The organism is Halorubrum kocurii JCM 14978 (genome assembly GCF_000337355.1).
GTDB classification, from domain to species: domain Archaea; phylum Halobacteriota; class Halobacteria; order Halobacteriales; family Haloferacaceae; genus Halorubrum; species Halorubrum kocurii.
In genome coordinates this window covers 56,617-78,096 of the sequence record NZ_AOJH01000105.1, presented here as the reverse complement: position 1 = coordinate 78,096, position 21,480 = coordinate 56,617, and the positions used below count along the sequence as shown (strand labels likewise).

21 protein-coding genes and 1 pseudogene are annotated in these 21,480 nt (G+C 69.7%); 15 read left to right on the top strand and 7 right to left on the bottom strand.

All coding sequences use genetic code 11. The features are described 5' to 3' along the window. Nucleotides 1–35 precede the first annotated feature (35 nt). The 5 genes from C468_RS16935 (at nucleotide 36) to C468_RS16915 (ending at nucleotide 7,592) form a co-directional block, all read left to right on the top strand. Nucleotides 36–476 (top strand): universal stress protein, encoded by a 441-nt coding sequence (locus C468_RS16935; protein WP_008850135.1) that lies wholly within the window; start codon nucleotides 36–38, stop codon nucleotides 474–476. Beyond that, the gene (locus C468_RS16930) at nucleotides 473–2,845 is read left to right on the top strand and encodes an amino acid permease (protein ID WP_008850134.1); all 2,373 of its coding nucleotides are present in this window, start codon (nucleotides 473–475) and stop codon (nucleotides 2,843–2,845) included. The genes C468_RS16935 and C468_RS16930 overlap by 4 nt, the downstream gene beginning before the upstream one ends. Then, nucleotides 2,842–5,130 carry an amino acid permease gene (locus tag C468_RS16925; protein WP_008850133.1) on the top strand — a complete coding sequence of 763 codons (2,289 nt, stop codon included), beginning with the start codon at nucleotides 2,842–2,844 and terminating at the stop codon, nucleotides 5,128–5,130. Before C468_RS16930 ends, C468_RS16925 begins: the two co-directional genes overlap by 4 nt. Nucleotides 5,131–5,212: 82 nt before the next feature. Continuing rightward, a complete protein-coding gene (locus C468_RS16920; RefSeq protein WP_008850132.1) occupies nucleotides 5,213–5,896 on the top strand; it encodes a potassium channel family protein in 684 nt (227 codons plus the stop codon). Between the two features lies 1 nt (nucleotide 5,897). Continuing rightward, a complete protein-coding gene (locus C468_RS16915) occupies nucleotides 5,898–7,592 on the top strand; it encodes a potassium transporter TrkG (protein ID WP_049912335.1) in 1,695 nt (564 codons plus the stop codon). A gap of 58 nt (nucleotides 7,593–7,650) precedes the next feature. Here C468_RS16915 and C468_RS16910 read toward each other — a convergent pair whose 3' ends face one another. Continuing rightward, nucleotides 7,651–8,007 (bottom strand): hypothetical protein, encoded by a 357-nt coding sequence (locus tag C468_RS16910; protein WP_008850130.1) that lies wholly within the window; start codon nucleotides 8,005–8,007, stop codon nucleotides 7,651–7,653. A gap of 122 nt (nucleotides 8,008–8,129) precedes the next feature. Here C468_RS16910 and C468_RS16905 point away from each other — a divergent pair, with 122 nt between their 5' ends. Further along, a complete protein-coding gene (locus C468_RS16905) occupies nucleotides 8,130–9,830 on the top strand; it encodes an acyl-CoA mutase large subunit family protein (RefSeq protein ID WP_008850129.1) in 1,701 nt (566 codons plus the stop codon). Nucleotides 9,831–10,174: 344 nt separating this feature from the next. Here the strand turns inward: C468_RS16905 and C468_RS16900 are convergent, their stop codons facing one another. Beyond that, nucleotides 10,175–10,411, bottom strand: a complete 237-nt coding sequence (locus tag C468_RS16900) for a hypothetical protein (RefSeq protein WP_008850128.1) — start codon at nucleotides 10,409–10,411, stop codon at nucleotides 10,175–10,177. Nucleotides 10,412–10,524: 113 nt separating this feature from the next. Here C468_RS16900 and C468_RS16895 point away from each other — a divergent pair, with 113 nt between their 5' ends. The 3 genes from C468_RS16895 to C468_RS16885 all read left to right on the top strand — a co-directional run bounded on the left by C468_RS16895 (nucleotide 10,525) and on the right by C468_RS16885 (nucleotide 13,105). Continuing rightward, the gene (locus C468_RS16895; protein ID WP_008850127.1) at nucleotides 10,525–11,373 is read left to right on the top strand and encodes a 4-phosphopantoate--beta-alanine ligase; all 849 of its coding nucleotides are present in this window, start codon (nucleotides 10,525–10,527) and stop codon (nucleotides 11,371–11,373) included. A 57-nt stretch (nucleotides 11,374–11,430) separates the two neighbouring features. Beyond that, the gene (locus C468_RS16890) at nucleotides 11,431–11,880 is read left to right on the top strand and encodes an Lrp/AsnC family transcriptional regulator (protein ID WP_008850126.1); all 450 of its coding nucleotides are present in this window, start codon (nucleotides 11,431–11,433) and stop codon (nucleotides 11,878–11,880) included. 70 nt (nucleotides 11,881–11,950) lie between these two features. After that, the gene (locus C468_RS16885; RefSeq protein ID WP_008850125.1) at nucleotides 11,951–13,105 is read left to right on the top strand and encodes a DUF63 family protein; all 1,155 of its coding nucleotides are present in this window, start codon (nucleotides 11,951–11,953) and stop codon (nucleotides 13,103–13,105) included. A gap of 33 nt (nucleotides 13,106–13,138) precedes the next feature. On the opposite strand, the gene C468_RS16880 is transcribed toward C468_RS16885, so the two are convergent. Continuing rightward, nucleotides 13,139–13,417, bottom strand: coding sequence for a DUF7111 family protein (locus C468_RS16880; RefSeq protein WP_008850124.1), 279 nt, complete (start codon nucleotides 13,415–13,417; stop codon nucleotides 13,139–13,141). Nucleotides 13,418–13,529: 112 nt separating this feature from the next. Here C468_RS16880 and C468_RS16875 point away from each other — a divergent pair, with 112 nt between their 5' ends. Together C468_RS16875 and C468_RS16870 are read left to right on the top strand one after the other, a co-directional pair. After that, on the top strand, nucleotides 13,530–14,459 hold the full coding sequence (locus tag C468_RS16875; RefSeq protein WP_008850123.1) for a 1,4-dihydroxy-2-naphthoate polyprenyltransferase: 930 nt from the start codon (nucleotides 13,530–13,532) through the stop codon (nucleotides 14,457–14,459). Between the two features lie 3 nt (nucleotides 14,460–14,462). Then, on the top strand, nucleotides 14,463–15,626 hold the full coding sequence (locus C468_RS16870) for a mandelate racemase/muconate lactonizing enzyme family protein (RefSeq protein WP_008850122.1): 1,164 nt from the start codon (nucleotides 14,463–14,465) through the stop codon (nucleotides 15,624–15,626). Nucleotides 15,627–15,688: 62 nt separating this feature from the next. Here C468_RS16870 and C468_RS16865 read toward each other — a convergent pair whose 3' ends face one another. After that, on the bottom strand, nucleotides 15,689–16,144 hold the full coding sequence (locus C468_RS16865; RefSeq protein WP_008850121.1) for a halocyanin domain-containing protein: 456 nt from the start codon (nucleotides 16,142–16,144) through the stop codon (nucleotides 15,689–15,691). Between the two features lie 116 nt (nucleotides 16,145–16,260). Between C468_RS16865 and C468_RS16860 the strand changes: the two genes are divergently transcribed. Further along, nucleotides 16,261–16,719 (top strand): DUF5799 family protein, encoded by a 459-nt coding sequence (locus tag C468_RS16860; RefSeq protein ID WP_008850120.1) that lies wholly within the window; start codon nucleotides 16,261–16,263, stop codon nucleotides 16,717–16,719. A gap of 39 nt (nucleotides 16,720–16,758) precedes the next feature. Here C468_RS16860 and C468_RS18770 read toward each other — a convergent pair whose 3' ends face one another. Both C468_RS18770 and C468_RS16855 read right to left on the bottom strand, forming a co-directional pair. Further along, nucleotides 16,759–16,908 (bottom strand): DUF7557 family protein, encoded by a 150-nt coding sequence (locus C468_RS18770; protein ID WP_008850119.1) that lies wholly within the window; start codon nucleotides 16,906–16,908, stop codon nucleotides 16,759–16,761. Nucleotides 16,909–16,980: 72 nt separating this feature from the next. Beyond that, a complete protein-coding gene (locus C468_RS16855; protein ID WP_241431032.1) occupies nucleotides 16,981–18,594 on the bottom strand; it encodes a hypothetical protein in 1,614 nt (537 codons plus the stop codon). Between C468_RS16855 and C468_RS19055 the strand changes: the two genes are divergently transcribed. After that, entirely contained in the window at nucleotides 18,575–18,886 is a 312-nt protein-coding gene (locus tag C468_RS19055) for a hypothetical protein (RefSeq protein ID WP_241431031.1), read from the top strand. The genes C468_RS16855 and C468_RS19055 overlap by 20 nt on opposite strands. A 344-nt stretch (nucleotides 18,887–19,230) precedes the next feature. After that, complete coding sequence (locus C468_RS16850; protein ID WP_008850117.1) at nucleotides 19,231–20,256, top strand: phosphotransferase family protein; 1,026 nt, start codon at nucleotides 19,231–19,233, stop codon at nucleotides 20,254–20,256. A gap of 18 nt (nucleotides 20,257–20,274) precedes the next feature. On the opposite strand, the gene C468_RS16845 is transcribed toward C468_RS16850, so the two are convergent. Next, nucleotides 20,275–21,072 (bottom strand): aldo/keto reductase, encoded by a 798-nt coding sequence (locus tag C468_RS16845; RefSeq protein ID WP_049912345.1) that lies wholly within the window; start codon nucleotides 21,070–21,072, stop codon nucleotides 20,275–20,277. A gap of 126 nt (nucleotides 21,073–21,198) precedes the next feature. Here C468_RS16845 and C468_RS19370 point away from each other — a divergent pair. Beyond that, nucleotides 21,199–21,408, top strand: a pseudogene (locus C468_RS19370) (CGCGG family putative rSAM-modified RiPP protein); the annotation flags it as partial. Between the last annotated feature and the right edge of the window lie 72 nt (nucleotides 21,409–21,480).

Below are 21,480 nucleotides of genomic sequence, written 5' to 3'. Positions count from 1 at the left end.
TATATTCTTAACTAGCGAGCGAGTGAGCCATCGGTATGACGAGCACCGACGAGACCGACGAACGGGACCTGCTCGGCCACGTCCTCCTGCCCGTCGCCCACGAGGACGACGCGCTGGCGACGGCGCGGGCGCTCGAACCCTACGACCCGGAGCGCGTGACCGCGCTGCACGTGGTCGAGAAGGGCGAGGGGGTCCCGGACAAGACGCCGGTCGAGCAGTCCGAGGAGCTCGCCGCCGAGTCGTACGCCGCGGTTCGAACCGTGTTCCCCGACGCAGACGAACACACCGCGTACGCCCGCGATATCGCCGACGCCATCTTCGACGCCGTTGACGAGGTCGACGCGACCGCCATCGCCTACCAGTCTCGGGGCGGGAACCGACTCGTCCAGTTCCTTTCAGGTGATCTCTCGATGAAGCTCGTGACGAAGTCACACGTTCCCGTGATCGCGCTCCCGCGCGAGGGATCGACCGAATGAGCGACGAGGAACTCGCCAAGGACCTCGGGCCACTCGCGGCGCTCACGATCGGGATCGGGACGATGATCGGGGCCGGAATCTTCGTCCTCCCCGGCACCGCGGTCGCGCGGGCCGGGCCGCTCGCGGCGGCCACGTTCGTCCTCGGCGGCGTGATCGCCCTGTTCACGGCGCTGTCCGCCTCCGAGCTGGGGACGGCGATGCCCAAGTCGGGCGGTGCGTACTTCTACGTCAACCGGGCGCTCGGACCGATGTTCGGCTCGATCGCGGGGTGGGCGAACTGGCTCGGGCTCGCGTTCGCCTCCGCCTTCTACATGTACGGCTTCGGCGAGTACGTCAACGCGCTCGTCGGGCTCGGACCGATCGGGCTCGGACCGGTGACGTTAGAGGCCGCGCAGGTGATCGGCCTCGCCGGCGCGCTCCTCTTCATCGCGGTCAACTACTTCGGCGCGAAGGAGACGGGCGGGCTCCAGATCGTCATCGTGATGTCGCTTCTGGGCATCCTCGCCGTCTTCACCGTCGTCGGCCTGCTGAACGCCGACATGGAGTCGCTGCGACCGATCGCCCCGCCGGGAACGACGAGCGAGGTCCTGCCGGTGACGGGGATCATCTTCGTCTCGTACCTCGGGTTCGTGCAGATCACCTCGGTCGCCGAGGAGATCAAGAACCCCGGGCGGAACCTCCCGCTTGCGGTCCTCGGCTCGGTCGTGATCGTCACGGTCGTGTACGCGCTGTTCCTCGTCGTGCTCCTCGCGGCGGTGCCGAACGAGCTCGTCGCGAACAACGAGACTGCGGTGGTCGACGCCGCCCGACTCCTCTTCGGCAACTACCAGGTGTTCGGCTTCTCGCTCGGCGCCGTCGGCGCCGGCATGCTCCTGATCGGCGGGCTGCTCGCGACCGCCTCCTCGGCGAACGCATCGATCCTCTCGTCGTCGCGGATCAACTTCGCGATGGGCCGCGAAAAGATCGTCACCCCGAAGCTCAACGAGATCCACAAACGCTTCGGCACCCCGTACAAGTCGATCGCGCTCACCGGCGCGCTCATCCTCGTGTTCCTCGTCGCCGGCGGCGTCGAGTCGCTGTCGACGATGGGCTCCGTGCTCCACCTCATCGTCTACGGGCTGCTCAACCTCGCGCTCATCGTGATGCGCGAGTCGGAGGTCGAGGGGTACGACCCCGACTTCCAGGTCCCCTTCTACCCGGCCGTCCCGATAATCGGAACGCTGTCCTCGTTCGCGCTGATCGCGTACATCGAGCCACGGATCATCGCGCTGTCGGCCGGGCTCGTCGCCTTCGCCGTGCTCTGGTACCTGCTGTACGCCCGCACCCGCGTCGAGGCTCGCGGCGTGCTGGGAACGTGGATCCTCGACCGCTCCGACGAGCTGCCCAAACCCGCCGTGTCGGCGGCCACGTCGGTCCAGCCGAGCGGCGACGACTACCGCGTCATGGTGCCGTTGGCGAATCCGGCGACCGAAGAGCACCTGATCACGCTCGCGTCGGCCATCGCCAAGCAGCGGAACGGGACGGTCGTCGCGGTCAACATCGCGAACGTCCCCGACCAGACGTCGCTCGAGGCCGCCCGCGACCGCGGCGCCCACGAGGCGGCGCACAGCCTGTTGGACAAGGCCCGCGACGACGCCGAGACGTTCGGCGTCGACGTGGAGACCCACGTCGTGCTCTCCCACCGCGTGTTCGAGGAGGTGTTCGACGCGGCCCGGACCTACGGCGCCGACATGACGGTCATGGGGTGGGGCGAGGACTCCCACGGGGCGCCCGGCCGCGCGGAGACAGCGGTCGACGAGCTCGCGCACTCGCTGCCCTCTGACTTCCTCGTGTTCCGCGACCGCGGGTTCGACCCGTCGCGGATCCTCGTCCCGACCGCCGGCGGGCCGTCTTCGGACCTCTCTGGCGCGGTCGCGAAGATGCTCCAGACGGAGTTCGACAGCGAGGTCACCCTGTTACACGTGGCCGACGACGAGTCGGCGGGGCGGCGGTTCCTCATGGGCTGGGCCGCCGAACACGACCTCGCGGACGCGACGCTGCGGATCGAGAACGGCGACGTAGAGGCGTCGATCGAACGCGCGGCGCGGGACGCGACGATGGTTATCATCGGCGCGACCCAGAAGGGGCTGCTCTCGCGGCTGGTGAGCGGCTCGCTCGTGTTGCAGGTGCTCGAGGACGTGGAATGTTCCGTGCTGCTCGCGGAGAAGCGCGACGACCGCGGGCTCCGTGACCGGCTGTTCGGGAGCGGCGCTCGGGCGAACGTGGAGAGCGCGAACGTCCCCGACGCTACTGGGGAGGTCGACGCAAGCGAGTCCGCGGAGCAGCTGCGAGGCGACGGCGGATCTACAGACGCGGGGGGAGACGGATGAGTGAGGAAGAACTCGCCAAGGACCTCGGGCTGGTGTCGGCGATGACGATCGGTATCGGCACCATGATCGGCGCCGGCATCTTCGTCCTCCCGGGCGTCGCCGTCAACGCCGACGGCGGCGCCGGTCCCATCGTCGTCGTGTCGTTCATCGTCGGCGGCGTGATCGCGATGGTGAACGCGCTCTCCGTCTCGGAACTCGGGACCGCGATGCCGAAGGCCGGCGGCGGCTACTACTACATCAACAAGTCGCTCGGGCCCATGTTCGGGTCGATCGCCGGGATGGGCGACTGGATGGGGCTCGCGTTCGCCTCCGCGTTCTACTCCATCGGGTTCGGTCAGTACCTCGCGGTGTTCGTCGACCTCCCGACGATCCCGGGGCTCAACGCGATACAGGTGGGCGCGCTCGTCGCCGGATCGATATTCATCGGCGTGAACTACATCGGCGCGAAGGAGACCGGCGGGATACAGACGGTGATCGTCGGCCTCCTGCTCTCGATCCTGGCGATATTCTCCGTCGCCGGCTTCTTCTCGTTCGACTACGCGACGCTCGCGGGCAACGAGGGCGGGCTCGCCCCGGGCGGCTACGGGGCGATCCTCCCCGGGACCGCGCTCGTGTTCGTCTCCTTCCTCGGGTACGCGAAGATCGCCACGGTCGCGGAGGAGCTGAAGAACCCCGGTCGGAACCTCCCGATCGCGATCATCGGGAGCGTCGCCATCGTCACCGTGATCTACGCGATCCTCGTGACGACGATGCTCGGCGTCGTCCCGTGGCCGGAGCTCAGTCAGGACGCGCCGGTCGCGCAGGCGGCGCAGGTCGCCTTCCCCGAGTCGATCGGCCCGATCACCGGCGTCGCGGGCGCTGCGGCCGCCGTGATGACCGTGGGCGCGCTGCTGGCGACCGCCTCCTCGGCGAACGCCTCGATCCTCGCGTCGGCCCGGATCAACTTCGCGATGGGGCGCGACAAGATCGTCACCAACTGGCTCAACGAGATCCACCCCAACTACGCGACCCCGTACCGGTCGATCCTCGTGACGGGCGGGCTCATCGTGGTCTTCATCGCGCTGTTGGGCCAGGACATCGAGATCCTCTCGAAGGCCGCCAGCGTGCTCCACCTCATCGTGTACGCGCTGATGAACGTGGGACTCATCGTCTTCCGCGAGGCCGACACCCCGGAGTACGACCCGGACTTCACCGTCCCGCTGTACCCGATCACGCCGATACTCGGCGCGGTGCTGTCGCTCGGGCTCGTCGCGTTCATGGACGGGATCGAGATCGCGCTGTCCGGCGCGTTCGTCGTCGCGGCCGTGGCGTGGTACTTCCTCTACGCCCGGGACAAGACCGATCAGCAGGGCGTGCTCTCTGAGTTCATCCGGAGCCGCGAGGGCGAGCTCCCCGATCAGGTCGTCGGCGCCGCGGACGCGGTCGCGCCGACCGGGACCGGGGCCGAAAACGAGGGCCCGACGATCATGGTCGCGGTGTCGAACCCGCGGACGGAGAGCGCGCTGATCACGCTCGCGGGCGCGCTCGCTCAGCACGAAGGCGGTCGCGTGCTGGCGACGCACATCGTCACCGTGCCGGACCAGACGTCGCTGGAGACGGCGGCCGAGAACCGGACCGGCCTCGACCAGTCCTCGGAGGAGCTGCTCGCCGAGGCGGCCGCGGACGCCGAGGCGTTCGACGTGCCCATCGAGACGAAGACGATCCTCTCGCACCGCGGGATCGAAGAGGTGTTCGACGCCGCGCGGACCAACGACGCCGACACGGTCGTCATGGGCTACGGCGGGACGCGGTTCGCGGGCGGGCGCGTCGAGGGGTCGCTGGACGAGCTCACCCACGACCTCCCGTGCGACTTCCTCGTGTTGGACGGCCAGCGGCTGGACCTGTCCGACGTGCTCGTCCCGACCGCCGGCGGTCCCTCCTCGGACCTCTCCGCCGAGGTCGCGAGGGCGCTCCGGGACACGCTGGGCGTCGACGTCTCGCTGCTGTACGTCGCCGATTCGGGCGAAGAGGAGTCCGGCCGGGAGTTCCTCGCCGGCTGGGCGGGCGGTCACGGGCTCGCCGACGCCGACCTGCGCGTCGAGACGGGCGACGTCGAAGAGACGATCGGCCGCGTCGGCGGCGAGTATAGCCTCGTAATCGTCGGCGCGACCGAACGCGGCCTGCTGTCGCGGATCGTCCGCGGGTCGCTGGCGTTCGAGACCATCGAGAACCTCGACACGCCGGTGCTGCTCTCGGAGCGACCGTCCGCGCGGTCGCTGTGGGAGCGGCTGTTCGGCGGTCGCTGAGGGGGTGGTGGAGGCCGACACGGTCCCCGCGTTTCGGCGCGGAGCGGTAGGCTTTCGGTGGTCGCTTCTGAAGGCCAGTCACATGTATCTGATCGTCGTGGGGGCGGGCGACATCGGGACGCCGCTCGTCAAACTCGCGACCGAGAGCGGCAACGAGGTCGTCGTCATCGAGAGCGACGAGGAACGGGCGGAGCGGGCGTCCCGCACGTACGACTGCCTCGTCATCAACGACGACGCGACCTCGAAGGAGACGCTGCAAGACGCCGGGGCCGACCGCGCGGACGCCCTCATCTCGACGACGGATCAGGACGCGACGAACATCATGGTCTGTCTGCTCGCACAGGAGCTGTCGGTCCCGAACATCGTCTCGGTCGTCCACAACCCCGAGCACATGAACGTGTTCGAGCAGATCGGCGTCAACACGATGCAGAACCCGCAGAGCCTGATCGCCGAGTACCTCTACCGCGCGGTGAGCCGCCCGTCCGTCGTCGACTTCATGCACATCGGCGAGGAGGCGGAGGTGTTCGAGATCAGCGTCGGCACGGACGCGCCGATCGTCGGAAAGACCCTCCGCGAAGCGGACGAGGCGGGCCTCATCGGGGACCAGACGCTGATCGTCGCCGTCGAGCGGGACGGGGAGGAGACGCCGATAACGCCCCGTGGGAACACGCGCATCGAGTCGGACGACCTGCTCACGGTGTACTCCGGGAGCGGCGTGACCCCGGAGGTGACCGACGTGTTCGGGCACACGGAGGACCACGGCTGAGATGGCCGGACGGAACGGCGGCCGACTTACGTCCGACATGGACGTGATCGCCCGAGACGTCGGTTCGCTCCTCCTGATGGAGGCGGCGCTGATGACCGTCTCGGTGGTCGTCGCCCTCGGGTTCCGGGAGTTCCACGCCGCGCTCGGCTTCCTCGTCGCGGGCGGCGTGACGGCCCTCGTCGGCGGGCTCGCGAATCGGCGGTTCGCCGACGCGCCGGAGCCGAAGATGAAACACGGGATGGTGATCGCCGCCGGCGGATGGCTGATGGTCGCCGTCTTCGGCGCGCTCCCGCTGTTTCTGACGGCGTGGCTGACGCCGCCGGCCGTCATGGACGCGTTCGTTCCGGCCGCCGCGGACACGTCGTCGTGGGAACCGGTCGGGGTCGGCGGGGCCACGACGCTCTCCAGCCTCGGTTACTTTCGTGACCCGCTCCACGCCTTCTTCGAGAGCATGAGCGGCTGGACCGGGAGCGGCCTGACGATGGCGGTCCACGAGCCGTCGCTGCCGCGGGCGGTGCAGTGGTGGCGGTCGTTCATCCAGTGGGTCGGCGGCGTGGGCGTCATCGTCCTCACCGTCTCCATCCTCTCGCGTCCCGGCAGCGGCAGCTACGCGCTCTACCGGAGCGAGGCCCGAGAGCAGAAGATCCACCCGAGTGTCGTCTCGACGGTCAGGACGGTCTGGAAGCTCGTGGTCGGCTACACCCTGCTGGCGTTCGCGATGCTGTTCGTCGCGATCCGAGCGAGCGAGAGCGACTACGCCGAGTCGCTCTCGCTCGGCGAGACCGCCTGGCAGGCGCTCAACCACGCCATGACCGGCCTGACGACGGGCGGGTTCTCCGTCACCGACAACTCGATCGCGACCTACGGCTCCCCCTTGGTCGAGGTCGTGCTGTTGCCGATCATGGTCCTCGGCGCGATCGCGTTCCCCGTCCACTACGTCGTGCTCCGGGATCGGAGCCTCCGCCGGTTGGCGGGAGACCTCCAGACCCGGTGGCTGTTCATCCTGCTCGGAGCCGGCGTCGCAGTGCTCTCAGTACAGAACGTCGCGTCGGTGCCGGTCGCCGCCGGCGCGTTCGCGACGGAGTCGTTCCTCTCGTTCCCGGTTCCCCTCCTCGACGGCGCGGGGCTCGACGCGGTGCGGGACTCGGCGTTCCAGTGGATCAGCGCGCTGACCGCCACCGGCTTCCAGTCGGCGCCGATCGGGAGCTGGGTCGCGGGCGCGAAGGTGTTGGTCGTCGTCGCGATGGTGCTCGGCGGCGCCGCCGGGTCCACGGTCGGCGGCATCAAGATCATCCGTGCGTACACGGCCGCTCGCGGGATCATCTGGCAGTTCTCCCGCGTGTTCCTCCCGAGCAACGCCGTCGTCACCGCGCGCATCGGCGACCGCACGCTGGACCGCGAGACGATGGAGCGGGAGTTCAGCGAGGCCGCCATCGTCACGCTGCTGTGGGTCGTCGCGCTCGTCGTCGGGAGTCTCGTGCTGGTCAACGTCGCCGGCCCGGAGTTCGGCTACGCCGACGCGCTGTTCGAGGTCGCGAGCGCACAGGGGAACGTCGGCCTCTCGTCCGGGATCACCGGCCCGTCGATGTCGCCGGCGGCGGAGGCGATGTTCCTCTTCCACATGTGGATCGGCCGCCTGGAGATCATCCCGGTGCTCGTGTTCCTCCGGGCCGGCATCTGGGGGCTGAACCCGTGACCGGATCGACGCCGACGGTCACCGCCGGACGGCGATCGAACCCACGGCGCGGTCGGGGTCACTCCCCGTCGGCGTTCACGCGACCGATGAACGACCAGTGGGTCTCGTGAGTCCCGTTCGGAAGGCTCTCTTCTGTGACGTGGTAGAGGTACGGTCCGTGCGGACAGTCGTCACAGCCCTCCTGACAGGAGTACTGTTTCACGACTTCGGTGTACCCATCGTGTTCGGTGACGCGCAGGATGTCGTCGCCGGCCTCCGCGTCGACCGGGAGCTCCGTCTCCTCGTGGTAGTGCAGCAGCTCCTGCGCGTGGACGATCGCCTTACGGAGCTCCTCCGGCGTGGAGTTTTTCAGCTGCTTGACGAGCTTCGGCGGTAATCCTTCGGGCGGCGTCGGGGACTCCGATGGGTCGGTCATGGGTGGGAATTGACTCCGAGTCCACATAACGGTCGGTGGCGATTCGGACCGCCGGCGAACCCGGCCGGCCGCGCGGCAAACCATAATGAATATTTATACGAGTTCGGCGGGTAGCTGACGGTATGTACGACGACGAGGAGCTCTCCGAGATCCGCGAGGCCCACGCCGAGTGGGAGGCGGAGACGCTCGACCAGACCCTCGACCGACACGGCGAGCGGAAGGACCGGTTCGCGACGGTGTCGAACCACGAGGTCGAACGCCTGTACACCCCCGAAGACGTGGCCGATACGGACTACGAGGAGGACCTCGGGTTCCCGGGCGAGGAGCCGTACACCCGCGGCGTCTACCCGACGATGCACCGCGGGCGGACGTGGACGATGCGGCAGTTCGCCGGCTTCGGCACCGCCGAGGAGACGAACGAGCGCTTCCACTACCTGATCGACGAGGGCCAGACCGGGCTCTCGACCGCCTTCGACATGCCGTCGCTGATGGGGCTCGACTCCGACGATCCGATGTCGCTCGGCGAGGTCGGGAAGGAGGGCGTCGCTGTCGACACCCTCCGCGACATGGAGGTGCTGTTCGACGGCATCGACGTGGGCGAGGTCTCGACCTCGTTCACGATCAACCCGAGCGCGCCGGTGATCTACGCGATGTACGTCGCCATCGCGGACCGGCAGGGCGTCCCCCGCGAGGAGCTCCGCGGCACCCTGCAAAACGACATGCTCAAGGAGTTCATCGCGCAGAAGGAGTGGGTTATCCCCCCGAAGCCCTCCCTCGATCTGGTCACCGACACGATCGAGTTCGCGGTCGACGAGACGCCCAAGTTCAAGCCCATCTCGGTGTCGGGGTACCACATCCGCGAGGCGGGCTCGACTGCGGTCCAGGAGCTCGCGTTCACGCTCGCCGACGGGTTCGCGTACGTCGAGGACTGCCTCGACCGCGGGCTCGACGTCGACGCGTTCGCCCCTCAGCTCTCCTTCTTCTTCAACTCGCACAACTCGATCTTCGAGGAGGTGGCGAAGTTCCGGGCCGCCCGCCGGATCTACGCGCGGATCATGGGCGAGTGGTACGACGCCGAGGCCGACGCCTCGAAGCGGCTCAAGTTTCACACCCAGACCGCGGGCCAGTCGCTGACGGCCCAGCAGCCCCTGAATAACGTCGTCCGCGTCACGCTCCAGGCGCTGGCGGGCGTGCTCGGCGGCACGCAGAGCCTCCACACCAACTCCTTCGACGAGGCGCTGGCGCTGCCCTCCGAGCAGGCGGTCCGGGTCGCGCTCCGCACCCAGCAGATCATCGCCGAGGAGTCGGGCGCCGCCGACATCGTCGACCCCCTCGGCGGGTCGTTCGCGGTGGAGGCGCTCACCGACGAGGTCGAGGCGGAGGCGACGGCGTACATCGAGGAGATCCGAGAGATGGGCGACGGCTCCGTCCGCGACGGCGTCCTCCGCGGGATCGAGCAGGGGTACTTCCACCGCGAGATCCAGGAGGCTTCCTACGAGTACCAGGAGCGCGTCGACAGCGGCGAGGAGACGGTCGTCGGCGTCAACGCCTACGAGATCGACGACGACACGCGCCCGGACCTGCTCCACGTCGACGAGACGACCCGGGAGCGGCAGCTCGACCGGCTCGAGTCGGTGAAAGACGAGCGCGACGACGACGCCGTCGAGGCGGCGCTCGACGACCTCCGGGCGGCGATCGACGCCGACGAGAACGTGATGCCCGCGATCGTAACGGCGGTGAAGGCGTACGCGACGATGGGCGAGATCATGGCCGTGTTCGAGGCGGAGTACGGGACCTACCGCGAGCGGATCGGGGTGGCTTGAGCGAGCGCGGCGCCGTTACAGCCCGGCTCTGCAGGCGAGTTGCAGTCGGGGACACCGAGTCGATTCGGACCGATCCCTGAGCGGTGGCGGACGTGCGTGACGGCGGTCGGCGGCGTGGTTTCACGCGCGACCGACGCCGGATCGACGGTGAACATCTTCCAATGCCACTGCCGCGACGGCTCGCGCCGCTGGCAGCCGGCGCGCAGCGCCGCCGCCGTTCGCAGCCATTTAAACACCGAACACCGCAGGGCGGCGTGTATCGGCGAACGGGGCATCGAAGCGCCGCGAACGGGAAAACGGGGACGAGGAAACGGACCGACCGGACGGACTTCGCGACCCGTGCGCTACGCCGGGTCGACGGGCTGGGCGGACTCCGCGCACCACGCGTTGCCCCGGCGGCCCGCCCGCCGGAGGTTGAGCTCGACGACCGACCCGGCGTCGAGCGACGACAGCTCGGCCTCCACGTCCGGGTCGTCGTACTCGACGACGTACAGCGTCCCGTTGCGCGGATATTCACGGAGCGTGATCGCTCCGTGGTCGTTGCACGCTCTCACGACGGTGTACTTGCCAGTCCGTCCCATCACGGTTGACGCTACGCAGTGATCCGTGTTAATGTTTAGGTTATCTGGCACGAAGGCCACACACGGCGGCCGCGAACGGACCACTTTAATCGGCGCGTCTCCCACGTCGCGGTATGACGGAGACGGAGATCCCCGAGGATCACCCGCGCTACGCGTCGCTCGTGACGCGCCACCGGATCGAAGCGGGCGTCGAAAAGGGGATCACCTCGAAGCAGGGGCTCATCGCGCAGGGCCGCGGCGAGGCGTTCGACTACCTCCTCGGCGAGCGGACGCTCCCGAGCGCGGACCGCGCCGCGCGCGCCGCGGCGGCGACGCTGCTCTCGGCCGACCGCCCGGTGCTCTCGGTGAACGGCAACGTCGCGGCGCTCGCCCCCGCGGAGACGGTCGAACTCGCCGAGGCGGTCGGCGCCGACGTCGAGGTGAACCTCTTCAACCACACCGACGAGCGCGTCCGCCGGATCGCCGACCACCTCCGCGAACACGGCGCCGACGAGGTGAAGGGCCTCGCGGGGGACGGCGAGATCCCCGGACTGGACCACGCCCGCGGCGTCGTCGACGCCGACGGGATCGAGACGGCCGACGTGGTCGTCGTCCCGCTGGAGGACGGCGACCGCGCCGAGGCGCTCGACGCGATGGGGAAGACGGAGATCGTGGTCGACTTGAATCCCGGTAGCCGGTCGCCCCGCACCGCCGACATCCCGATCGTCGACAACCTGCTCCGGGCGGTGCCGAACGTGACGGCCCACGCGCGGGACCTCGCCGACGCGTCCCCCGCGGCGCGTCGCGACGCGATCGATTCGTTCGACGCCGCGGCGGCGCTCGCCGAGGCGGAGGCCGCTATCCGCGAGGGGTCATTCGAGACGCCCGACGATTCGGTCCCGGACGAATCGGCCCCGGGCGATTCGACCCCGGACGACGAGGGCCCGAACGCCGAGACCGCGGACGACACGTCCGCTCGCTGACTGATTCGGGGGCGTCGGCGTCGGAAGTGCAAAGTCCGCCGACAACGTAGCCCGCGCATGGAACTCGACGAGACGGACCGATCGATCCTCCGCATCTTACAGGAGGACGCCCGGACGCCGTTCTCGGAGGTCGCGCGCCGCATCGACATGTCCAGCGCGACCGTCCACGACCGGGTGAACCGCATGGAGGAGGCGGGGGTCATCGAGGGGTACCACGCGTCGATCGATCCGAAGTCCGTCGGCTACGGCGTCAGCGCCTTCGTCGGGCTCCGGGTCGAACAGGGGCGCGAGGAGGACGCCTTGGAGCGGCTCCGAGAGATCAACGGCGTCTGCGAGATCCACCTGACCACGGGCGAGTGGGACGTGATGCTCAAGCTCGTTGCCTCGGACACGGACAGCCTCCGCGAGGTGATGTTCGACCGCGTCGCGGAGATGGAGGGGTTCGCCCGGTCCCAGACGATGATCATCCTCGGAACCGATTACGCGTCCGAGGGGCCGCCGGTCTGAGCGTCTCCCGCCGGGCGCGGGCCGACGCGGGACCGGAACCCTCAATTCGGGGACTCCCCCAACGGAGAGCATGAGCACACGGGTCGAGGAGCGGTTCGGGCTGTCGCCGGTGCGCGCGTGGGCCGCGGTGATCGGCGGGGTCACGGCGCTTCTCGCCGTCGGATCGGCCGTCTTCCCGCGGATCGTGTACGACCGGTTCCTCTGGCGGTACTTCTGGGGGCCGGTCGCGGCCGACGGGCAGGGCGCGCAGTGTGCCGTCCGCGACGCGGGCGGCACCGAGCTGCTCGGGAGTTCGGCGGCGTGTACGGCGGCCGTCGAGGCCGGCGAGGTCGTCGCCGAGCCGGGGTACACCACGGTCTCGACGGTGAGCTACGTCGTGATACTGCTGGCGATGCTGATCGGCGTCGTCTTCCTCCTCCGCCGGCTGGACATCGGCACCGAGCTGCGCTTCTTCTACGCGCTGTTCCCGTTCATGCTGCTCGGCGGCGCCCTCCGCACCGTCGAGGACTCGGGCGTCGCCGCGATGCGGGCCGGCGTGGAGCCGCTGATCCCGTTCCCGGCGAGCGCGCTGCTGATCAGCCCCTTCATCTACTTCACCGTCTTCGGCGTGACGCTCGCGTGCGTCCTCGCGGCGTACTCGCTCGAGGACCGGGGCGTCGTCGACGACTACGCCCGCCCGCTGTTCGCGATGGGGGCCGCCGCGCTCGCGCTGGCGTTCGGCTACCTCTCGTTCCTCTCTGTCGCGACCGACTACGTCCAGTTCTACCCGATCATTCTCGTCTTGACGCTGGGGATCGCGACCGCGGCGACCGCGGTCACGTGGAAGCTCGCGACCGCGTTCGTCCCCGACGTGCGACAGGGGACCGGCGCGGCCGGGATCGTCATCATCTGGGGGCACGCGATCGACGGCGTCGCCAACGTGATCGGGCTCAACTGGATGCCGGCGCTGACGGGAACCGCGAACCTCGTCCCGAAGCACGTCGTCAACGCGCTAATCGTCGACTGGACCGGCCGGCTGCTCCCGCAGTCAATCGTCTCCGTGACCGGGGACGCGTGGCCGTTCCTCCTGGTGAAGCTCGCGGCGGCGACGTTCGTCGTCTGGGTGTTCAACGGCGAGCTGTTCGACGAGTCGCCGCGCTACACGCTGCTGTTGCTCATCACCGTGCTCGCGGTCGGACTGGGCCCCGGGAGCCGCGACATGCTGCGCGCGACGTTCGGAATCTGAGGGCGGCGAGCGGGCTCACGTCCGCGAACGGGGTCACATGCCCATGTCCGCCGCGGCCTCGGGAACCGGGAGGTCGGCGACGGCGACGCCGAGCAGCTCGGCGGCGTGGTCGAGCGCCATGTCGAAGCCGTAGTACCGCTCCAACTCGTCGCCGGTCGGCCCCGGCCTGACCTTCAACATCGCGTAGCCGTCGACGTTCTGGGCGACGGTCGCCTCGCGACCGTCGGCTGAAAACGTGAGCAGTCGCTCACCGTCGGTCTCCTCGTAGCGCGCGTCGATACCGCTTCCACCGCTCCCCGTCGCGTCGCTCATACGTGTGGTACGGGTCGGCCCAAGTCGTATCTGTCGGTCGCTCCGGCCGATTCCGCCGGCCCCGCCCGCCCGGATGGTAAGGTTAAGGGACGGCACGGCCCTACACCGGACAATGAGTACCGAAGTGTCGCGGCGGCGGGCGTGGGTGATCGCCGCGCGGCCGCAGACGCTCCCCGCGGCGGCGGCCCCGGTGATCGTCGGCGTCGGCCTCGCGGTTCGGGAGGGGGCGTTCGCCCCGCTCCCGGCGCTCGCGGCGCTCGTCGGCGCGGCGCTGATCCAGGTCGGCACCAACTTCGCGAACGACTACTACGACGCCATCCAGGGGGCGGACACCGACGACCGGCAGGGGTTCACCCGCGTCGTCGCCAGCGGCCTCATCGACCCCGGAGAGGTGAAGCGGGCGATGTGGCTCACCTTCGGGACGGCGATCCTCGTCGGGAGCTACCTCGTGTACGTGGGCGGCGTCCCGATCCTCGTGATCGGACTCGCCTCGGTCGCGGCCGGGATCGCGTACACGGGCGGCCCCTACCCGCTCGGCTACCACGGGCTCGGAGACCTGTTCGTGTTCGTCTTCTTCGGCGTGATCGCCGTCACGGGCACCTACTACGTGCAGGCCGCCGCGCTCGCCGGCGAGACGTTCCCCCTGTGGGTCCCCGAGGGGACCGTCACCCTCGCGGCCGTCGTCGCGAGCCTCCCGATCGCCGCGCTCTCGACGAACATCCTCGTGGTCAACAACGTCCGCGACCTGGAGGAGGACGCGCAGACGGGGAAACGCACCCTCGCGGTCCGGTTCGGTTACGGGTTCTCGCGGGGGCAGTACCTCGCGCTGCTCGCGCTCGCGTACCTCACGCCCTTCTGGTTCCTCGCCGAGGGAGACGGGCTCGCCGCGCTCCTCCCGCTCGTGACCCTCCCGCTCGCGGCCGGCGTCGCCCGAACCGTGCTGACCGAGACGGCCGGCGAGGCGCTCAACCCGGCCCTCGAATCGACCGGGAAACTCCTCGCGGCGTACGCGGTCGCGTTCGCCGTCGGGCTCGCGGTCTGATCGATGCGGCTCCGCGCCTTCTCGCTCGGACTGTCGAGCCCCCTCGGAACCGCCCGCGGCGCCATCGACCGGCGCGAGGGGTTCCTCGTCGCCGTCGACCCAGAGGTCGACGGCGAGGCCGTCCCCGGACCCGGGATCGGCGAGGCGACGCCCCTCCCCGGCTGGACCGAGTCGCGGTCGGCCTGCGAGGCGGCGCTTCGGGGGGTCCGAACCGGAGGCGACAGCGACGGGGACGGCGGCGGCGGCGGCGGGTGTGACGAGGGGATCCCGGGCGACGCGCTCTCCCGGCTCGACCCCGCAGAGACCCCGGCCGCGCGACACGGACTCGCGCTCGCGCTCGCGGACGCCGCCGCCCGCGACGCCGGCCGGTCCCTCTCGGAGCGGCTCGCCCGGAGCGAGGGGCTGCCGGCGCCCGCCGAGAGCGTTCCGGTCAACGCGACGATCGGCGACGGCGACCCGGAGACCACCGCCAGCGCAGCCGAGCGCGCGGTCGACGGGGGGTTCGACTGTTTAAAAATAAAGGTCGGCGCGCGCGACCTCGCGGCCGACGTCGAGCGCCTCCGGGCCGTGCGGCGGACGGTCGGCGGCGGCGTCGCCCTCCGAGCAGACGCGAACGGCGCGTGGGACCGGGAGACCGCCCGGGAAGCGGTGGCCGGGCTCGCGCCGCTCGATCTCGCGTACCTCGAACAGCCGCTGCCGGCGGACGACCTCGAGGGGGCGGCCGCGCTCAGAGGGGTCGGGTCCGGTACCGCTGCCGCTACTGTCGGTGTCGACCCCGAGACCGACGCCGACCCGCCGGTCCCGATCGCCCTCGACGAGTCGCTATCGGCCCGAGGGCTCGACGCGGTCCTCGACGCCGACGCGGCCGACGCCGTCGTCCTGAAGCCGATGGCGCTCGGGGGGCCGGACCGGGCGGTGGCGGCGGCGTCGCGCGCGCGAGCGGCCGGGGTCGAGCCGGTCGTCACCACCACGGTCGACGCGGTGGTCGCGCGCACCGCGGCGGTCCACGTCGCCGCCGCCGTCCCCGACGTGGCCCCCTGCGGGCTCGCCACCGGCTCGCTGCTCGACGGGGACCTCGCTCCGGACCCCTGTCCGGTCACGGCGGGCGCGATGGCGGTGCCGAGCGGTCCGGGCCTCGCGGGCGACGCCTTCGCCGACCTCCCGTAGCTCCGCGGCGGCGGGCCGTGCGGGAGTCTCGGGTGGCGCGCCGGCCTCGCCGCCCCGCCAGGTCACTCCACGACCTCGATCGTCCCCTCCATCCCCCGCGTCTGGTGCGGCGTGCAGACGTACTCGAAGACGCCCGCCTCGTCGAAGTCGTGCTCGAAGGTGTGCCCCTCCTCGCCGGTGAGGGCCGACTCGAAGGCGCCGTCCGTACCGACCACGTTGTGGGCCCCGCCGGCGCCCGTCCACTCCCAGACCACCGTCGTTCCGGCGGTGACGACGACGTTCGCGGGCGCGAAGGCGAACCCCGCGTCCGCGCCGACGGCGACCGTCACCGCCTCCTCGCCCGTCCGGTCGACCGGCTCCGGATCGCTCCCCTCGTTGCCGCCCGGGACCGCGGCGTCGAGACAGCCCGCGAGCGCCGCGGCGGCGACGATCCCCGTCCCGGCGAGCGCCGCGCGGCGGGTCGAGTCGGTCACGCGTCGGTCGGTCGCGCGTCGGTTGGTCACGCGTCGGTCTGTCATACCGGATCGACGCGGTGCGCGGTATAAATGCCCTCTCGAACGCCGTCGAGCGGGAGCGACCGGCGGGCGGGACCGCGAGGGAAGGGGCTTTTACCGCTACCGCCGAAGGAGGGCGTATGAGCGAATGGACCGACGCGATCGTCGGCGAGCGTATGACCGTCGACAACCAGTTCACCGACCGAGTGTCGGCCTCGCGGTTCTCCAGTCAGGAGTGGGGGCTGATCATGACCGCGACCGAGTTCGAGATCGAGGACGCCGACGACCCGGAGGCCGCCCGGATCGTCGCCGACACCTCCAGCCTCCCGGCGATCATGCCGGAGCTGGAGAACGTCCGGTCGCAGGTGGCGGCGATGGGCGGGGCCCCCGGCGGCGACGCCGGCGGGAGGGGCGGGTCCGGCGGCGGGCTCGTGGACTCGATCAAGGGCGCGCTCGGGCTCGGCGGCGGAGACGACGGCCCCTCGGACGAGGAGCTCGACGCGGCCGAGCGGCTCGTCCAGGAGTACGCCGACCAGCTACAGGCGCACTTGGAAGACGTCGGTAAGTGGGAGCAAGTTCGGGTCGCGTATCAGGAGTGAGTTCGGGCGGCGAACGGGGAGCGAACTCCCCGCGACGCCTTATTCGAGGTCGCTGCCGCGGAACAGCGTCAGCTCCTCGGCCTCGTAGATGTTGATCAGCTCGCTGACGATCTCGTCGTACTCCTCGTCGTCCATCCGGAGCGCGTCGAGCCGTTCGACCGTCTCCTCGTCGAGGTGGATCTGGGGCATACCTGACGCTTCGTCGGCAAGCCGAATAAAAACTATCGGTGAGAACGGGGAGGGGGCGCGGTCGCGGCGTCGTCACTGGGAACTACGCTCAGACGCGCTGTCCGCGGATTCGGCGTCCTCGGAGCGGTGTTGACGAGCCAATCGCGCGATGTCGGCCTCCGTCTGGACATCCTCCGGCAACAGGAGGCGCCCGTTGAGCTGGACGACCGAGTCGTCCTGCTCGAGCACGGTGAGGAGATCAGAGGAGTCGATCGTTGGGCCCTCAACCCAACTCTTGCCAGACAGTTCCTCCATCGGCTGAAACCCGTCATACAGCTGACTATCTTCGATTCCGGGCCGTGCCGACAGCGAGAGCATGGATCGGCGCTTGATGCGGTGTGAATCGGAGCTTTCTGACCAAGCCCGGTACACATGCATCAGCACATGGCTGTGAGAGGCGATTTCGACACCTGGATCGCCGACGATCCGCATCCGGGTTGCTGCGCTGTCACCTGATAAACTGACACTCGGAGCTATCGAGACCCCCGATGACAGCAGCCCGATCAGCGACCGGAATCTCTCTGGACTGGAAAGTGACCCAGAAGTGATCACCGATAATCCACCGTTTTCGACGATCCGGTACCCGAACGCAGGATCCGTAACCCCCTCAAATACAGACAGCGTCGGTGAATCGTCGGGAGCGTCAAGCGACACCACTCCATCGCAAGCGGCGACCTCGCCGTTTTCGATCGGCAGGCAGCAGTAGGCGATGTCGGTCTCCGGATCGGAAAGGGTCGCCGTAACGGTCTCTACGTCAGGATTGTTTACCACCTCCCACGAGCCGATCCCACCCGGTACCGCTGGGTCGGAAATCGCATCACTGAGTCTCTTCGCACGCGCTGCGGAATCGGTCAGGACGACGAGTCGGATCTCACCCCGCGCTGTCGTCGCTCTGGTGAGCGAGTTCTCGTAACTTTTCGGCGTCAGAATTGTCGTTCCTGATGGAGTTGAGGTAGCATCCGGCACGGGGGTCGTATCGGTATCCGAACCGTCTCGATCGTGATTCATCCACGGGGACGTTGCGAGCGCGATCGGAGCGTCCGCCGCTGGATCCGCCGTTCCGCGAACGCGAACCGGTGCGAGGACGTGCGCGAGGTGCGGGAGGAGTTCCATGGCGGCGGGTACCGGTCGAAGCACCGCCTCGGTCGGCCACTCCGGTGTGTACGGTGCGACCGTCTCCGGATCAACCTCCAAGTACTCCATCAACCGTTCGCTCATCGAACTGTCGGCCAAGTTCGGCGGATAAAACGGGAGTTCCGACCCCACTTGTTCGTACTCGTACCGATCGGACTTGACGTACCCCTCCGTCCGCGCCAGCGTGTCGAGGAAGAACCACGTTCGGAGCAACTCTTCGGCGCGCTCCTCCAACGCGACTCCTTCGGTCGGGAGCGACTCGACGTAGCCGTTGTCGAGCCGGATCGCCGGCCCGTCGCCGACGACCACGTTCGCACCGAGGTAGTACGCGAGCGTGGAGAGCCGGTAGATGTCTTCGTACGTGGGGCGCACGACAACCTCGACGCCGGTGTCGGGGGTGACGAGCGGGCTCGGAACGTCGAGTTCGGTTCCGACGCGAATCCGGGGTGGGTACCCGCGGAGGGTCGGCCACGAGCGCTCGGGGGTGAACTCCTTGATCGACGAGCCGAGCACCGACACCGCCTCGGCGAGCGCGGTCGGGTCGTCGGGAACGCTGATCGTCGCCTCCGGGCGGGTGTGCAGCGACCGCGCGCCGACCGTGACGGTGGTCGGGCGGTCGAAGCTCAGCTCAACGGTCGGTGAATCCGTTATTCCTGTCGCGGAGATCGCCACGTCGGGAGTGCGAATAAACGCCTTTGTCACGCCGTTGAGTTCGATGAAGTACGTCTGGCGCTGGAAGTCCATCGATTCGTTGAGCCGGGCGACGAGCTCCCCGTCGCTTTCGCGGAGTAAAATAGAATGGTAGGAAGAGATCGAGACCGACTCGGCCTCGAAGCTGACGGCTCGATCGACGGGAGCCGGAAATAGTTCGTCCAGTGCCGGCTGTGGCCGCGGCTCTTGATCGAAGCAGAGCGGGAGCTCCTCGCCCTCGAGGGCATCGCGGATGCGCAGCGTTCGGCCCTCCACTTCGAACCCGATCCGGCCGTCGATCCCGTCGTCGCTCACGGATATCTGATAATCCGACGATAGGTATGACGTTGTCGGTCAGCCCGGATACAGTCGGTATTAGACCGATAGTACCCGGGTTATATCCCCGTGCTCCAGTGGTGTGACAGCAACTTTAACATCCGCTGTCCGCGAGATGCGGGTATGGACGAGAGGGTCGCGACCGCGCTCGGCGACGCGTTTCCGGGGCGGACCGTCGACGAGACGTTCGGGGTCGGGCCCTCGTGGAACGGCGCCAACGAGACGGTCGGCGTCGCCTTCGCCGACGGGAGCCGCGCGTTCTGCAAGGTCGCCGTCTCGGGGGACGGGCACCGGATCGCGCGCGAACTGGCCGTGCTGCGCTACCTCGACGCGGAGCGGTCGGTAACGGGGCCCGCGGTGTTGGCCGCCGACCCGGACGCGGACGTCCCGTCCCTCGTCACCGCGCCGGCGCCGGGGCGCGAACTGCTCGACGCCTGGGCGACGGCGGGAGAGCCGCGCCGTGAGGCGCTCCTCCGGCGGGTCGGCGGCACGCTCGCGAGCCTCCACGCGGAGCGGTTCGAGGCCCACGGGGAGATAGTCGGGCGCGACGCGCCCGGCGGACTCGACATCGAGCGCGCCCCGTGGCCAGACGTGCTCCGCGCGACGATCGAGCGCACCCGGGAGATCGGCACCTCCGAGCGGCTGGCGGCCCACTACGACGCCGTGTTCGACTGCGTCGAGCGGAACCGGGACCGGTTGGAGGGCGCTCCGGCCGCGCTCCTCCACGGCGACGTGGCGAAGCCGAACCTGTTCGCGGTCGACGGCGGGGACGCGGGAATCGACGCCGATACGGTCGCCGACGCCGATTCGGTCGCTGACGCCGGCCCCGACGGGATCGTCCCGATCGACTGGGAGCTGGCGCACGTCGGGGACCCGGCCCGCGACCTCGTCCGCGCGGAGGACCAGCTCCTCAACGGGTTCGACAGCGAGGGACCGGAGCGGTACGCCGACGCCCTTTATCAGGGGTACCGCGACCGCGCCGGCGGGCTCCCCCCGGGGTTCGCCGAGCGGCGGCCGGTGTACGAGGTCGTCCGGATGCTCGGCCGGTCGGGGTTCATCGACCAGTGGACCACGTACCTCGACGAGCCGCTGGAGTCGCTCGTCGAGCGGGCGGAGACCGAACTGCGCGCGCGGCTGGACGCGGTGTGAACGGTTTCTAAGGGCGGGTCACCGGTTCCACGCCGCGGCGTCGGGGTCGATCCGACGCTCGCCGCCCTCCAGCGCGTCGACCGCGTCGAGGGCGGTCTCGGGGACCTCGGCGGTGACCGCGCGCAGGTTCTCGGTCACGTGGTCGCCGGTCGCCTTCGGGATCGGAGTCACGTCCCGGGCGAGCCCCCACGCGAGCGCGAGGACCGCGGGCCGGAGGTCGTGCTCCTCGGCGATACCGGCGAAGTCGGGGTCGTCGAGGATCTCCCCTTGCGCCAGCGGGGAGTACCCGACCAGCGCGTGGTCGCGCTCCGCCGCGATCGCCCGGAGGTCCGGCTGTTGGAACCGCGGGTGACACTCAACCTGATGGGCGGCGATCGGCGCGTCGAGGACCCCCTCGGCCTCGCGCAACAACTCGGGCGTGAAGTTCGAGACGCCGACGTGGTCGGTGAGCCCCGCCTCCCGGAGCGCGTCGAACGCCGGGAGGGTCTCGTCCGGGTCGTAGGCTCCGATCGGCCAGTGGACGTACAGGAGATCGACGCGGTCGACCCCCAGTCGGTCGAGGCTCTCCCGGGCGGTCTCGCGGACGCTCTCGGACGCGAGGTTGTCGGGATGGACCTTCGTGGCCACGACCACGTCCTCGCGGTCCACGTCGGCCGCGGCGATCCCCTCGCCCACGGCCGCCTCGTTGCCGTACATCTGCGCGGTGTCGACGTGGCGGTACCCCGCCTCCAGGGCGGCGGTCACGGTGGCGCGACACTCCGCGGGGTCGTCGAGCCCGGAGGTGCCGAGTCCGAGCGGCAGTTCGAGCGGTGGCATACCGGTCGGTTCCGTCCCCGACGACAAAAGGGCGCGTTCACCGGAACCGTCTGCGTCGAGTTCGCCGGCGAGGCGCACGGGCGCTACGAGATCGCCCGCAAACGCCCGGCGACGGACGGCGGCCTCGCGGTCGACGCCGCGTCGGCGGCCCGCGACGCGCTGGCCGCCATCGACCACACGACCGCGGGCAATCACGTCAACCTGGTCTCGCACGGCGACCTTTGCCACCCCGAGGAGTTCCTCTACGACGCGATCGAGGACAAGTACGGCCTCGATCCGGAGTACGTCGAGCGGTGCGGCTGCGGCGGCCACGTCACTCGTCTGCAGGTGGCGTGAGGGGCGGTCAGAAAGTTATCGGCCCGAGAGACCGAACGCGTCGCCACCACGCTTATTCCGCCCGCGGGGCAG